The sequence below is a fragment of the Amycolatopsis sp. NPDC005232 genome (genome assembly GCF_040607795.1).
Taxonomy (GTDB): Bacteria; Actinomycetota; Actinomycetes; order Mycobacteriales; family Pseudonocardiaceae; genus Amycolatopsis.
Genome location: NZ_JBEXHL010000008.1, coordinates 75,514 through 89,817 on the forward strand (window position 1 = coordinate 75,514; position 14,304 = coordinate 89,817).

10 protein-coding genes are annotated in these 14,304 nt (G+C 73.2%); 5 read left to right on the top strand and 5 right to left on the bottom strand.

Annotation, left to right across the window (positions count from 1 at the left end; translation table 11 throughout):
* Positions 1-159 precede the first annotated feature (159 nt).
* Genes ABZU76_RS17265 through ABZU76_RS17275 form a run of 3 tightly spaced genes read left to right on the top strand, consistent with a single transcriptional unit; the run spans position 160 to position 1,735 of the window.
* A complete protein-coding gene (locus ABZU76_RS17265) occupies positions 160-762 on the top strand; it encodes a sulfite oxidase-like oxidoreductase (RefSeq protein ID WP_354870264.1) in 603 nt (200 codons plus the stop codon).
* Entirely contained in the window at positions 732-1,478 is a 747-nt protein-coding gene (locus ABZU76_RS17270) for a ferredoxin reductase (RefSeq protein ID WP_354870266.1), read from the top strand. Before ABZU76_RS17265 ends, ABZU76_RS17270 begins: the two co-directional genes overlap by 31 nt.
* Positions 1,475-1,735 (top strand): DUF6510 family protein, encoded by a 261-nt coding sequence (locus ABZU76_RS17275; RefSeq protein ID WP_354870269.1) that lies wholly within the window; start codon positions 1,475-1,477, stop codon positions 1,733-1,735. Before ABZU76_RS17270 ends, ABZU76_RS17275 begins: the two co-directional genes overlap by 4 nt.
* Here the strand turns inward: ABZU76_RS17275 and ABZU76_RS17280 are convergent.
* Complete coding sequence (locus tag ABZU76_RS17280) at positions 1,726-4,425, bottom strand: AAA family ATPase (RefSeq protein WP_354870271.1); 2,700 nt, start codon at positions 4,423-4,425, stop codon at positions 1,726-1,728. The genes ABZU76_RS17275 and ABZU76_RS17280 overlap by 10 nt on opposite strands.
* A 212-nt stretch (positions 4,426-4,637) precedes the next feature.
* On the opposite strand from ABZU76_RS17280, the gene ABZU76_RS17285 reads away from it, so the two are divergent.
* Together ABZU76_RS17285 and ABZU76_RS17290 are read left to right on the top strand one after the other, a co-directional pair.
* Complete coding sequence (locus ABZU76_RS17285; protein ID WP_354870273.1) at positions 4,638-7,166, top strand: LuxR C-terminal-related transcriptional regulator; 2,529 nt, start codon at positions 4,638-4,640, stop codon at positions 7,164-7,166.
* On the top strand, positions 7,163-9,808 hold the full coding sequence (locus tag ABZU76_RS17290; protein WP_354870275.1) for an AAA family ATPase: 2,646 nt from the start codon (positions 7,163-7,165) through the stop codon (positions 9,806-9,808). Before ABZU76_RS17285 ends, ABZU76_RS17290 begins: the two co-directional genes overlap by 4 nt.
* 296 nt (positions 9,809-10,104) lie before the next feature.
* Here ABZU76_RS17290 and ABZU76_RS17295 read toward each other — a convergent pair whose 3' ends face one another.
* From ABZU76_RS17295 to ureC, 4 genes are read right to left on the bottom strand one after another with little or no spacing between them, the layout of a single operon-like run.
* Positions 10,105-11,043 (bottom strand): urease accessory protein UreD, encoded by a 939-nt coding sequence (locus ABZU76_RS17295; protein WP_354870277.1) that lies wholly within the window; start codon positions 11,041-11,043, stop codon positions 10,105-10,107.
* Positions 11,040-11,738: an urease accessory protein UreG gene (gene ureG, locus ABZU76_RS17300; protein WP_354870279.1), complete on the bottom strand. Its 699-nt coding sequence runs from the start codon at positions 11,736-11,738 to the stop codon at positions 11,040-11,042. Before ureG ends, ABZU76_RS17295 begins: the two co-directional genes overlap by 4 nt.
* 13 nt (positions 11,739-11,751) lie before the next feature.
* Complete coding sequence (locus tag ABZU76_RS17305) at positions 11,752-12,483, bottom strand: urease accessory UreF family protein (protein ID WP_354870281.1); 732 nt, start codon at positions 12,481-12,483, stop codon at positions 11,752-11,754.
* Positions 12,484-12,533: 50 nt separating this feature from the next.
* Complete coding sequence (gene ureC, locus ABZU76_RS17310; protein ID WP_354870284.1) at positions 12,534-14,252, bottom strand: urease subunit alpha; 1,719 nt, start codon at positions 14,250-14,252, stop codon at positions 12,534-12,536.
* Positions 14,253-14,304 lie beyond the last annotated feature (52 nt).

Sequence of the window (14,304 nt, forward strand, 5' to 3'; positions counted from 1 at the left end):
CACCGCGGCCCGTCGCATCGGGGTGAGCCCGGGCGTGGGACCCCAGTCCCGCGCGCCCCGGTGGGTCCACCCGGGGATTCCCCGACGCGAAGCACGGGGCCGGGGAGAAACGCTGCGCTGCATGGAACTCGGAGCAGCCGGGCACGGGAGGTGCGCCTGATGGCCTTCACCCGCAACTTCCGCGGCAAGCGCCGCGAGGAGGGCGACCCGGCGCGGGTTCCGCCCGGGCAGTACGTGACGCCGGGGTTCCCGGTGCTCTCCGCGGGGCCGACGCCGAAGGTGGTCGCCGACGACTGGACGTTCACCGTCCGCGACGCCGCGAAGCGGCCCGTCACCTGGACCTGGCACGCGCTGCGCGCGCTGCCCGCCGAGTCGATCACCGTGGACATCCACTGCGTCACCAAGTGGTCGAAGCTCGACACGACGTGGACCGGCGTCTCGCTCGACACGCTGCTCGACAGTGTGGAAACCCGGGCCGGTTACGCGATCGTGTTCAGCGAAGGCGGCTACACCACGAACCTGCCGCTAGCCGACCTCACCGGGGGCAAGGCCTGGCTGGTCCACGAGTTCGGCGGCGCCCCGCTCGAACCCGAACACGGCGGCCCGGTTCGGTTGCTCGTGCCCCACCTCTACTTCTGGAAGAGCGCCAAGTGGGTGCGGGGCCTCGACCTGCGCGAGCAGGACGAACCCGGCTTCTGGGAGCGCTACGGCTACCACAATTACGGAGACCCATGGCGGGAACAGCGCTACGCCGGCGACTGACCTGGCAGCAGGCCACGGTGACCGGCGTCGTCCCGGAGACGCCGAACACCCGCAGCATCGCGTTCGCCCTGCCGGACTGGCCGGGCCACCGCGCCGGCCAGCACGTCGACGTGCGCCTGACCGCCGAGGACGGCTACCAGGCCGAGCGCAGCTACTCGATCGCCTCGGCGCCCGAGGATCCCCACGTGGTGCTCACGGTCGAGCGGCTCGACGACGGCGAGGTCTCGCCCTACCTCGTCGACGAGCTGCGCGTCGGCGACGAGGTGGAGCTGCGCGGCCCCGTCGGCGGGCACTTCGTGTGGGAGTCCGGGTGCGACAGTCCGGTGCTGCTCGTCGCGGGCGGCTCCGGCGTGGTGCCGTTCCGTTCGATGCTGCGCCACCACGCCGCGGCGGGCAGCACGGTGCCGATGCGGCTGCTGTATTCGGCGCGGTCGCGGGAAACGCTGATCTACGCCGACGAGTTCACCCGGATCGGGGGACGCGGCGGGATCGACATCCGCGTCACACTCACTCGCGAAAACTCGGGCATCGGCGAGCACGGGCGGATCGACCGGGACTTCCTCACTCGGGCCGGCCTGCCGCCCACCGAGGAGCCCCTGGTCTACGTGTGCGGGCCGACCGGGTTCGTCGAGACGGTGGCGAACACGCTCGTCGACCTCGGTCACCGGCCCGAGCGGATCCGGACCGAACGCTTCGGCGGAACGGGGACACCATGACGACGTTCGACGGCAACGCCATCGCCGGCACCCTCAACGCGGTGTTCGGCGGCGAGATGACCACGGCGAGCGGAACCTGCGCGTCGTGCGGCGCCACCGAACTCCTGGCGCAGCTGCGGGTCTACCGCGATGCGCCGGGTGTGGTGGCCCGCTGCCGGCACTGCGACGCGATCCTGATGGTCATCGTGGAGAAGCGCGGTATCAACTGCGTGGACGTGTCGGGCTTCGCGGCGCTGGAGGAGCCCGCTCAGCTCTGAAGCTGGCGCCGGGACGTGACGTTGAGCTTGTCGAAGATCCGCCCCAGGTGCCATTCCACCGTGCGCGGGCTGAGGAACAGCCGCGCGCCGATCTCCGCGTTGGACAGTCCCTCGCGCACCATCCGCACGATCTGGGCCTCCTGCGCGGTGAGCTCCGTGCCGGTCTCGACGGAACGCTTGCGCGCGGTGCCGCCGGTCGCCCGCAGCTCGCGGCCCGCGCGTTCGGCGAAGGCCTCCATGCCCATCTCGGTGAACATGTCGTGGGCGGCGCGCAGTTGTTCCCGCGCGTCCGCGCGACGGCGCCGGCGGCGCAGCCACTCCCCGTACAGGAGTCTCGCCCGCGCGCACTCGCCCCGGATCCGGGTGCGCGACAGGCGGTCCACGGCCTCGCGGTAAGCGCTCTCGGCGTCTTCGCCGGTGGCCAGCAACGCGCGTGAGCGGGCTTCGACGCCCAGCGCCCAGTCGGTGCCGCTGGCGCGGGTGGTCTCCACGAGCCGGGCGAACGCGTTCTCGGCCGCCTCGGTCCTGCCGAGCCGGGTGGCGGCTTCGATCAGCTCCACCAGCGCGAGCCACGGCTCCACGCCCATCACCGGCGGCCGGCGGCGCGCGTCTTCGCTCGACGCCAGCGCTTCCGCGTAGTGGCCGAGGCTGTTGCACAGCACCGCCCGGGCCGACCCGACGATCAGCAGCCCGAACCCTTCCCCTCGCCGCACTGCCTCCGCTTCGGTGCGCGCGATCACGTCGCGTGCCTCGTCCTCGCGCCCGCGCCACGCGGCCAGCAGCAGCGTCCCGTACGTCGCCGCCGGAATCCCGGTCGCCCGCGACACCTCGGCGAGCTCGTCGCGCAGGTGCGCCGCGGTGACCAGGTCACCCGCGTAGACGTGGGCGCCGATGTGGGACGCGAGCGCGAGCGGCAGAGTGTTGAGCGCGCCCTTGTCGCGCGCGAGCTGCAGGTGCCGCGCGGTGTCGAGCGTCTGCTCGTCCCACATGTTCCCCGCCATGATGTGGGCGAGCCACAGCCAGTGCAGTTCTTTCAGCGACAAGTCGGGGGTGCGGAACGCACTCAGCGCCCGCCGCAGCATCGGCAGCGAGGCTGCGAAGCCGTCGGTGAACCGGATCGCCAGGCCGTCGAGCAGCAGGTCGGCTGGGCCGGGCGGCTGCGGCGACCGCGGTGCAGCACGCGCGGCTCGGGCGACCTCACGCAGGTCGGCGTCGGTCACGCCCGCGAACATCCCGGCCAGCAGCGCGTCGAGGTAGGTCTCGCGGGCCAGCCGCACGTCCAGCTCCTCGAGCTGACGGGCCGCGGCGAACAGCAGCCGGGGTGCCTCGGGGCCGCGGTTGACGGTCATCGAGATCCGGCCGCGCAGCAGGTCGGCCTCGGCCTTCTCGAGCCGGTCGAGCGGGCCGGCCTCGGCGATCGACAACAGCCGCAGCGCTTCCTCCGGCGCGCCCGCGACGTGCGTGACGTGGGCCGCCTCGAGGGTGCGCTTCGCCCGGGTCTTGGGGTCCGCCGTCAGCTCCGCCGCGCGCTCCAGCATCGCCGCGGCGGCCGCCATGCCGCCCCGGGACTGCGCCCGGCACGCCGCCCGGCCGAGCTCTTCGGCGGCCTCTTCCGCGGGTGCTTCGGCGGCCTGCGCGGCGTGCCAGGCGCGGCGGTCCTGGTCGGTTTCGGGGTCGGTGACCTGCGCGAGCGCCCAGTGCGCCCGGCGCCGCTCGCTCGGCGCCGCGGCCTGGTAGATCGCCGAGCGCACCAGCGGGTGGTGGAAGCGCACGTGGGTGCCGATCTCGATCAGCCCGGCCGCCAGCGCGGGTTCCGCCGCTTCGGCGCCGATGTCGAGCAGGCCGGCCGCACGCCACAGCGTCACCGGGTCGCCCTGCGGTTCCAGTGCGGCGATCAGCAGCAAGCGCGTGGTGTCGGAGTCGAGCTGGGCCAGCCGCGCCTGGTAGCGCTGCTCGATGCGGCGCGGGATCGTGGTCGCCCCGGCCAGGGAGAACCCCTCGGCCAGCTCCTTCAGGCTCAGCCCGCGCGAGAGCTCCACCAGCGCCAGCGGGTTTCCGCGGGTCTCGGCGACGATCCGGTCGCGCACGCGGTCGTCGGCGGGCAGGCGCAGCACGGAGTCGAGCAGGTCGCGGGCCGCCGCGTCGGGCAAGCCCTCGACCACGAGCTGCGCGACGCCCGTCAGCTCCGTGGCCGCGGCCGGCTCCCGCACCGCGAACACCAGCGCGACCGACTCGGCGACCAGCCGGCGGGCGACGAAGGCGAGGGCTTGCGCGGAAGCGCTGTCCAGCCACTGGGCGTCGTCGATCACGCACAGCAACGGCCGGTTTCGCGCCTCCTCGGCCAGCAGACCCAGCACGGCCAGGCCGACGAGGAACCGGTCGGGCGCGGGGCCCGGGCTCAGGCCGAACGCGGTCCGCAGCGCCACTCGCTGCGGGTCCGGCAGGGTCTCGGCGCCGTCGAGCATCGGCGCGCACAGCTGGTGCAGGCCGGCGAACGCGAGCTCCATTTCGGACTGGACGCCCCCGGCGCGGGCGACGCGGAGCCCGGCGGCCTGGCGGGCCAGGTGGTCGAGCAGCACGGTCTTGCCGACACCCGCTTCGCCGCGCAGCACGAGCACCTGGCTCTTGCCGGCGCGGACGGAGTCCAGCAGCCGGTCGAGGGTCTCGCGCTCCGCGCGCCGGTCCAGCACTCACCCACCTGCCCGTGTGCTCGCTCTTCCCTTCCGGTCACGGCGACCAGCGGGCGCCCGCAGGATATCCCGATCATCGGACAGCGCCGGGTACACAGCGTTCACCGGTGTCGCCCGGTTCGCCCGAGTTCGCCCGAGTTCGCCCGGGTCCCGGGGTCGTGCCCGGGGCGGCCCGGGTTCGAAGCGGCCGGGGACCCGCGAGCGTCGATGCCGTGCCCGACCCGAACCCGGCCAGTGTAGTAACCGACGTCACTCTGCACGGCCGTGCCGCCGAAGTCCACCTGCTCGATCAGCACGTGCGGGGCGGCCACGGCGCGCTCGTGCTGCGGGGTGCTCCTGGTGTGGGGAAGACTGCGTTGCTGCGACACGTCGTCGCGCGAACGCGCGGGTACCGGGTGGTCCATGTGGGCTCGTCCGGGACGCGGCCGTACGCGGGGCTGCGGCAGCTGTCGACCGCGCTCGAAGGGGTGTTCGGGCAGCTGATGCCGCACCATGCGCTGGCACTGCGTGCGGTCACGGAGGACTCCGATCCGTTCGAGGTCGGGGTGGCAGCGACGTTCCTCGTCTCGGCCGCGGCCCCGTTGCTGTGCGTGGTCGACGACGCACACCGGCTGGACGAGCCTTCGGCGCGCGCTCTGGCTTTCGTGGCACGGCGATTGCCAGGGCGACGGGTGGTGCTGCTCTTCGCGGAGCGCACAGGGGCCGGTGGGCTGGAGGCCCTGCCGGAGCTGGTGGTGTCCGAGTTGTGCCGGGCCGGTGCTCGCGCGCTGGTCGATTCGCTGGTGCCGGGTCCGGTGGACGAGGACGTGGTCGAACGGTTCGTCGCGGAGACCCGGGGGAATCCGCGAGCGATCCTTTCGGCTGTGCCGGCCTTCGCGCCGGCCGGTGGATTCGGCCTGCCCGACGGGAACCCGGACGCCGATACCCAGGAGCGGGTGCTGCGCCTCGACCCGGACGGCCGCACGCTGCTGCTGGCCGCCGCCGCGGATCCGACGGGCGAGGTGGCTCTGCTGTGGCGGGCCGCCGCGCGGCTGGGGATCCCGGCGGTCGCGCAGGACGGGTTGCTCGCGTTCGGCGAGTGGGTCACGTTCTCCGACCCGGCAGCGCGCGGCTGGGTTTATCACCGGGCCACGCCTGCGGAGCGGCGCACGGTCCATCGAGCGTTGGCTGACACGGCGACGTCAGAAGACCGGCGGGCTTGGCACCGCGCCCACTCGGTGCCGGGCCCGGATCCGGCGGCAGCCGACGGCCTGCTCGCACAGGTGCCCTCGGCACGCAAGCGTGGCGGGCAAAGCGCGGCGGCCGCGTTCGTGCGTGTCGCCGCCACGCTCACCTCCGACCGCGCCCTGCGGACGGAGCGCACTCTGGCCGCGATCGCAGCGGAACTCGACGCCGGGCAGCCCGGAAACGCGCTTCAGCTGCTGGACGCGATGGTCGGCCCCCTCGAACCGGCACAACGGGCCGAAGCCACTCGGCTGCGAGCGTGGCTCACGTTCATCTCGACCCGCACCCCCTCCGCAACGGAAGTACTGCTGCGAGCGACCCGCTACAGCCTCCCCTTCGGCCCGGCAAGCCAAGCGTGTCTCGACGCGCTCGGCGCCGCCGTCCTCACCGGCGTCGATTTCGCCGCCATGCCGCCCAGCCACGACGACGGACTCGGGGCCGCGCTGATTCTGCGCGGCACCGAAGGTTTCGACGCTGCCGTCGGGCCGCTGACCACAGCTCTCGAAACCGCTCGGCCATCGTGGCCGGCCGGGCTCGCCGCCGCTGAACTGTGGGACGACCAGGCGTGGCACCGATTGGTGAGCGAAGCGGCCGATCCCGGCGCCCTGCCGGATGTCTTGGCCGGAAGAGCACTGTTTTCGGTCCATACCGGCAATCTCACCGAGGCGGCCGCGCTGGACGACGAGGCTCGCACGATGAGCACGAAGCTGGGCCAGGCACCGCTGGAGCACGCGACTGTGCTCGTCGCCGCCTGGCGTGGTCAGAAGTTCGGCGGCCCGACCAGCCACGGACTCGCCCGCACGTGCGGCGAGCTGGCCACCGCGGTGGCGGGCAACGCCGTCGGCGACTACCCGCGGGCACTCGCCGCGGCACAGCATGTCGTCGGGCGCGACGAACTGGCGACGGCGGGCTGGGCGCTGGTCGAGCTGGTCGAAGCCGCCGTGGGCGCGGGCCGGCTCGACATCGCGACGACGGCGCTCGAGGTGCTCGTCGACCGCACCGACCGGTGCGGGACGGACTGGGCGCTCGGTGCCCAGGCCCGGTCCCGTGCGCTTGCGGCCGAAGGCCCCGAGGCCGAATGCCTGTACCTCGAAGCGATCGAACGGCTGGCCCGGACGAGGATCCGGCCGCTTCTGGCCCGCACTCGGCTCGGCTACGGGGAATGGCTGCGCCGGCAGGGACGCGACGAGGAAGCCGGTGAGCCGTTGCGCGCCGCGCACGATGAGTTCCTCCGCATGGGGGCTACGGCCTTCGCGGACCGCGCGTTGCTCGCGATCGGCGAACGCGAGAGCCCGGCGGTCACCACCTCGGCGCTGACCCGGCATGAACACCGGGTCGCCGCGCTCGCCCGCGGCGGCCTCACCAACTCGGAGATCGGCGCCGCGCTGTCGATCAGCCCCCGCACGGTCGAGTACCACCTGCGCAAGGTCTTCGCGAAGCTGCGCATCACGTCGCGAACCGAGCTGCACCTGGCCTTCACCGAGCACCAGCACGGAATCGAGGCCACCGCCCGATGAACGCAACGCTCCCCCTCGTCGGACGCGCCGCCGAACGCGCCCGGCTCCAGGACCTGCTGACCGGCGGCGGCGCGGTCGTGGTCCGCGGCGCGGCGGGACTCGGGAAAACGGCCTTGCTCACGCAGATCGCGAACGCGGCCGGCGAGCACCGGGTGGTGGACGTCCGCGGGATCGCCGCCGAAGCGGACCTGCCGTACGCCGCGCTGCACCTGCTGTGGTCGGCCCTGCCCGCCGAGCTCGCCCGGCTGCACGCGCACCGGCGCGAGGTGCTGGAACGGGCCGCCGGACTCCGCGCGGGTGCCGCGCCCGAACGGCTCCCCGTCTGCGTCGCCGTGGTGGAGCTGCTGGCGCTGGCGGCAGAAGAGCAGCCGGTGCTGTGCCTGATCGACGACGCGCAGTGGCTGGACGAGGCTTCGGCCTCCGTCCTCGCGGCCGTCGCCCGGCGGCTCGGGCCGGTGCCCGTCGCGCTGGTGTTCGCCGAACGCGGAGAGCGGTTCGCCGACCTGCCGAGTCTCAGCCTCGAACCCTTGGGCCATGCCGAGTCTCGCGAGCTCCTCAGGTCCGCGCCGGCCGCGCCGCTGGACGACGCCGTGCTCGACCGCGTCGTGGCGGAGGCCCGGGGAAATCCGCGGCTGCTGCTCGACGCCGTCCACCCGGCGGCCGGCCTCGCCGGCGGTTACGGCGTGGTTCCCTTGTCCTGTCCCGAAATCGCCGGCTCGTCGACAACGTTGACACCGGAAAGCAGGCTCCTGCTCATCCTCGCCTCCGCCGAACCGCTCGGCGAGCCCGTCCGGCTGTGGCAGGCGGCCACCGGGCTCGCGATCGGACCGGACGCGGCCGAGCCGCTCGAAACGGCCGGCCTCGTGTCGTTCGGCGCGTGGGTCACCTTCCGCGAACCCCGCCTGCGCCAATGCGTCTACGGCCTCGCGTCCGGTGCGGAACGCCGCCTGGTCCACGGCGCCCTCGCCCTCGCGACCGATTCGCAGCTCGAACCCGACCGGCGCGCGTGGCACCTCGCCCACGCGACGGTCGAGCCGGCCGAAGCCGTCGCCGATTCCCTGGCCCGCCTCGCCGACGAGGCCGGACGCCGGGGCGGGCTGCCGGCCGCGGCCGCCTTCCTGGAGCACGCCGCGCTGCGCACCGCCGACCCGCGGCTGCGCGCCGAGCGGGCCATCGCGGCGGCCGACGCGCACCACGCGGCCGGAGCCGTGGACGCGGCGGTCCGCCTGCTGGCGGTCGCGGAGCTGGGCTCCCCCGGCGTCGCCGCCCGGGCGCGGTCGAACCGGGTGCGCGCCCGCATGGCGTTCGACTCCGGCCGCGGCGGGCCCGCGGTCGGACGGCTGCTCACGTCGGCCCAGGACCTGGAGGTGTGCGAACCCCGACTCGCGAGGCCCGCGTACCTCGAAGCCCTGGGCGCCGCGATCTTCACCGGCCACGTCGACATCGTCCACGCTGTGCTCGCACGCCTGGCCACCCACCGGCCGACGAGCTCGGACCGGCTGCTCGAAGGCGTCGCGCAACGCTGCACCGCCGGCTACGCGGCCGCGGTCGAGCCACTCAAGCTCGCGCTGAAAACCCTCGACAACGACCACGAAGACGACGCCCGCTCCCGGCTGCTGGCCTGCCTCGTCGCACCGGACCTGTGGGACGACGACACCTGGCACGACCTCACCCGGCGGGAACTCGCCGGCGCGCGCGAGACGGGCGCCCGCACGATCCTGCCGTACGTCCTCACCCACCGCGCACTGGCCGAAGTCCACTTCGGACAATTCGCCGTCGCGGAGTCCTTGGTGGCCGAAGCGGAATCCCTCACCCGGCTCTCCGGCACCCCGTCGTTCCCGCACGCCGCCTGCGTGCTGGCCGCGTGGCGCGGGCACGAGCTGCCGACGTTCGCCGAGTCCTGCTTCGAAAACGGCGGTATGGCCCGCACCACCGCCCGCTACGCCACCGCCGTGCTCCGCAACGGCCTCACCGCGTACGCCGAAGCAGCCGACGCGACCCGCGACGTCCTCGACCGCGACGGCATCGAGCTCCAAGGCTGGTCCCTCGTCGAGCTCGTCGAAGGCGCCGTCCGCTCCGGCGACCTGACCGCCGCTGCGGCGGCGGCCGACCGCCTCTCCGAACGTGCCTGCCTCAGCGGCACCGAATGGGCCCTCGGCGTCGACGCGCGTTCCCGCGCGCTGCTTCGAGACGGCCAAGCAGCGGAAGACCTGTACACGGAAGCCATCGACCGCCTGGGCCGCTCCCGCATCACCCCGCACCTCGCGCGCGCCCGCCTGCTCTACGGCGAGTGGCTCCGCCGCCGCGGCAGGCGCGTCGACGCACGAGGCCCCCTGCGCGCCGCCCACGAGGCGTTCCTCGCCATGCGCGCCGAAGCCTTCGCCGCCCGCGCCATGCGCGAACTCCTCGCCACCGGCGAACGTGCGCGCCGCCGGGTGCCGGAAACCAGCTCCCAGCTGACGCCGCAGGAGCGCCGCATCGCCTCGCTCGCCCGCGACGGCCGCTCCAACCCCGAGATCGCCACCGCCCTGTCCATCAGCCCACGCACGGTCGAGTACCACCTGCACAAGGTGTTCACCAAACTGTCCATCACCACGCGCACCGAGCTGCACCTGGTCCTGGCCGTTTGTGCGGACGACTGAGAGCCCTATGCCAAGCGGTCTTCTCGTGGAGGGTGGTGAGGTCGGGGCTGCAGGGGGTGTGGTCGTGCCGGCAGCGCCAGGGCGGCAGTCGCCGATCTCGGGTCGGTCGCTCACTGAGGCGATCCGGGGCCGCAAGGCCCGTGGCGCACAGCCTTATGGCCGATCTGCACGTCCCGGGCCACCGGCCCCGGCCCTCAGCCAGGTCATCCCCCACAGGGTGAACTCGCTCAGCCCGGCAGACCCGGGGTGCGCGCAAGACGCATACGCCTGCCTGCCCCCAACGTCCACCCGTGAGCTCAGCCTTTGCGCAGGTCGGGTGCCGGCGCGCCCAGCAGGCCGAGGCGCGCGCGGTCCCACGCGGCGTGCATCGCGGCCTGGACCGACTGGGAGGTGTGGCCCAGCAGCCGCACGCCCACGCCGCACGCGGCCGGCAGCTCGGAGACGCCGGCGAGGACGTCCGGCACCCGGGCCAGGGCCTCGCGCAGCGCGGTCACAAGCTCGGCCGGCGGCATCCGGTCCGACACCACGTACAGGCTCGCCACGACCTGATACCCGCCCAGCGTCGCGGGTGAGGCGGGGTCGCCGGCACCGCCCGGGCGCAGGCGCAAGGTGTCGGTGAACAGCAGCGCGCCGTCGGGGGTGCGGGCTTCCAGCTCCGCCCAGTAGAGGTCGTAGACGTGGGCCTCGCCCCGCGCCACGCGGCCCGGGAGCAGGATCTCGCCGAGAATCACCGTCGCGTCGGGCGCGATGCTCACGGCCGTGCGCTGGAAGAGGCGCGAGCCGCGGAATGGGACGACCGGGTCGGGCAGGTACTCCAGCACCGCGCCGGCCCCGACGGTCAGGTTCACCAGTTGCGTCGCGTAGTTGTCGCGCGCACCGAAGACCTTGGTGGACGCCTGCGTCGTCAGGTGGACGGCCGAGCCGGGGGCGCAGTCGACGTCGATGCGGTAGCGGTCGCCCTGCACGAAGCCGTCGCCCTGCTGCTGCAGGAACACGAAGGCCATGTCCGGCCGCAGCGGGTCGAGGTGGATCGGGCGGTAGATGTGCAGCGGGGCGCGCTGGTACTGCCGGACGACCCGGGTGGTGCCACCGCGCGGGGCGAGCGCGAGGTCGAGCACGCCGAGCTTGCCGGGCGCCCCGACGCCGAGGCCGTCGCGGATGGGCCCGTCGAAGCCGAGCAGCTCCTCGGGCAACCGGGCCGGCGTGCACCACGCCGGGTCGTCGCGACGGGTCATCCCACTTCGGCTGCGGGCGCGAACCGGCCGATCACGTCGCGGACACGGCGGGTCACCTCGTCGAGCCCCTCACCGGTGAAGCAGTTGGTGAACACGAACGGGCGGCCTTCGCGCACGGCGCCGGCGTCGCGGTCCATCACCGCCAGATCGGACCGGACGAGGTCCGCCAGGTCGACCTTGTTGATCACCAGCAGGTCGGAGTGGGTCACGCCCGGGCCGCGCTTGCGCGGGATCTTGTCTCCCTGCGCCACGTCGATCACGAAGACGAAGTAGTCGGCCAGCGCCGCGCTGAACGTCAGCGTCAGGTTGTCACCGCCCGACTCGACGAGGACCACGTCCGCGTCGGGGTAGCGGTCGGTGAGCTCGGTGACGGCGTCGAGGTTCATGGTCGGGTCGTCGCGCACCGCGGTGTGCGGGCACGAACCGGTCTCCACGCCGACAACCCGCTCCGGCGCGAGCACGCCGGCCAGGGTGCGCCGCACGTGCAGGGCGTCTTCGCTGGTGAAGATGTCGTTGGTGACGACCAGCGGGCGGTGGCCGGCCGCGATCAGCATCGGCACCAAAGCCTCGATGAGCGCCGTCTTGCCTGACCCGACCGGGCCGCCGATGCCGATCCGGGCGATGCCGGGGGTGCGCACGGCGGAGAACTCCGCGTGGGAGTGCGAGTGGTCGTGCGAATGCGGGTGGGGCTCCATGGTTTTCCTTCCCTCAGCTGGCGAACAGCCGCAGTTGCGTTTCCTCGTGCCGCATCGCCGCCACGTCCGGCAGCGGCGTGCAGCTCGTGATGGCGTCGGGGTCCTTGTCCACGGCGCACATCGCCGCTTCGGCTGTGGCGGCCCGCACGTCGTGGAGCACGGCTTGCGCGGTGCTGTGGTCGGTGACGGCCAGCCGCACGCCCGCCGCGACCCAGGCCGCGGAGAACGCGAACAGCTCCCCCGCCACCGCCTCCAGCCGCGGCACACCCACCGACGCGCTCAGGATTCCCAGCACCACCGCGTGGTTGCCGGGCGACCGTCCTTTCGCGACACAGTCGGCGTAGTGCCGCAACGCCTCGGTCGGGAACACCGACCCGGCGATCCGCAGCAGCGCCCGCCCCGTGCGGGTGGACGTCTCCCGCGCCTCCCGCGCCAGCTTCACCGCGGTCAGCCGTTCGTCGGCTCGGGTCACGAACTCGAGGTCGAGGGAGTCCCCCGACGCCGTGGCGCGGTGGGCGCACGCCAGCGCCACCCCGTCCGACGGCGCCACCCCGAGCAGCAGCTGGTCCCGCAGCAGCGCCGAGAGCACCCGCGGGTCACTCGGCGTCGCCAGGAAACCAGACTGCACCAGGGTTTCCAGGCCGTAGGACAGCGTGTAGCGGCCGCTCGGGAACGCCGAATCGCTCAGCTGCAGCACGGACAGGAAGCCCGTGAGCCAGTCGGCGCCCCCGAGATACGGCGGCATCAGCAGATCCCGATCATCGGACAGGCGCGCACATCAGACGATCCCGCCCGTCAGACGATGTAGTACAGCTGCGACATGGACACCTCGTCGACCGCGGCCACCACGGCCGGCTCACCGTCCACAGTGACCTGGTACGTCTCGGGGTCCACCGCGATGTCGGGCGTGAGCTCGTTGCGCACCATCTGCGCCTTGCCCACCGTCCGGCATCCGCGCACAGCCTCGGTCCACCGGTCGATCCCGAGCCGCTCGAACAGCTTGCTCTCCTGCGCCGCCCGCGAAAGGAACGTGATCGACGTGCGCCCCACCGCCTTGCCGAGCCCGGCGAACATCGGCTGCAGCAGCACCGGTTCCGGCGTCGGGATGGACGCGTTGGCGTCACCCATCACCGACCACGCGACGAACCCGCCCTTGAGCACGTACTTGGGCTTGACACCGAAGGTGTTCGTCGGCCACAGCACGATGTCGGCGAGCTTGCCCGGCTCCAGCGAGCCCACGACGTGGCCGATGCCGTGCGCCAGCGCCGGGTTGATCGTGAGCTTCGCGAGGTACCGCAGGATCCGCTGGTTGTCGTCGCCCGCGGCCTCCCCGGGCAGGCTGCCGGTGAGCTTCTTCATCTTGTCCGCGGTGCGCCAGCACGTCGTGACGGTGTCGCCGATGCGCCCCATGGCCTGCGCGTCCGAGGAGTACATGCTCAGCACCCCTCGGTCGTGCAGCACGTCCTCGGCCGCCTCGGTCTCGGCGCGGATCCGCGACTGCGCGAACGCGACGTCCTCGGGGTTGTCGGGGTTGAGGTGGTGCGTCACGATCGTCATGTAGAACAGGTTGTCCGTCGTGTCCGTGGTGTAGGGACGCGTCGGATTGGTCGAGGACGGCAGCACGTTGGGCAGCGACGCGATCGCCATCATGTCCGGCGCGTGGCCGCCGCCGGCGCCCTCGGTGTGGTAGCTGTGGATCGTCCGGCCGTCGATCGCGTCGAGCGTGTCGGCCAGGTAGCCACTTTCGTTGAGGGTGTCGGCGTGCAGCGCCACCTGCACGTCGTACTCGTCGGCGACCGACAGCGCGCAGTCCAGCGCCGCCGGGGTGGCGCCCCAGTCCTCGTGGACCTTCAGCCCGCAGGCGCCGGCCTCCACCTGCTCGCGCAGGCCTTCCGGGCGGCTGCTGTTGCCCTTGCCCATCAGGCCGATGTTGACCGGCAGCGCGGCCGTCGCCTCGAACATCCGGGCCAGGTTCCACGGACCGGGCGTGCAGGTCGTGCCCTTGGACCCGTCGGCCGGCCCGGTCCCGCCGCCCAGCAGCGTGGTGACGCCACTGGCGAGCGCGTGCGGGATCTGGGCCGGCGTCAGGAAGTGCACGTGGGTGTCGATGGCCCCGGCGGTGGCGACGAGGCCCTCGCCGGAGATCACCTCCGTGCCCGGCCCGATCACCAGCCTGGGCGACACCCCGTCCTGCACGTACGGGTTGCCGGCCTGGCCGATGCCGGCGATCAGCCCGTCCTTCACACCGATGTCCGCCTTGAGGATGCCGAGCACGGCGTCCAACACGATCACCGAGGTGATCACGAGATCCAGGGCGCCGTCGGCGTTGCGCACGCCGGGTGCCTGCGCCATCCCGTCCCGAATGGACTTGCCGCCGCCGTAGATCGCTTCCTCACCTGGGAGGATGAGACTGCGTTCCACCCGGGCGAGCAGCTCGGTGTCGGCCAGGCGGAAGCGGTCGCCCGCCGTCGGTCCGTAGAGCGACGCGTAATGACGCCGCGAAACCGTCGTCACGACTGCTCCCCCGTTCCCGTGAAGCCGCGCTCGGCGGCCCGCGCCTGGGCCC

Coding starts and splice junctions, on each gene's coding strand:
- ureG (WP_354870279.1), bottom strand. CDS start 11,738: ATGGAGCCCCACCCGCATTCGCACGACCACTCGCACTCCCACGCGGAG.
- ABZU76_RS17265 (WP_354870264.1), top strand. CDS start 160: ATGGCCTTCACCCGCAACTTCCGCGGCAAGCGCCGCGAGGAGGGCGAC.
- ABZU76_RS17290 (WP_354870275.1), top strand. CDS start 7,163: ATGAACGCAACGCTCCCCCTCGTCGGACGCGCCGCCGAACGCGCCCGG.
- ABZU76_RS17295 (WP_354870277.1), bottom strand. CDS start 11,043: ATGACCCGTCGCGACGACCCGGCGTGGTGCACGCCGGCCCGGTTGCCC.
- ABZU76_RS17270 (WP_354870266.1), top strand. CDS start 732: ATGGCGGGAACAGCGCTACGCCGGCGACTGACCTGGCAGCAGGCCACG.
- ABZU76_RS17275 (WP_354870269.1), top strand. CDS start 1,475: ATGACGACGTTCGACGGCAACGCCATCGCCGGCACCCTCAACGCGGTG.
- ABZU76_RS17305 (WP_354870281.1), bottom strand. CDS start 12,483: ATGCCGCCGTATCTCGGGGGCGCCGACTGGCTCACGGGCTTCCTGTCC.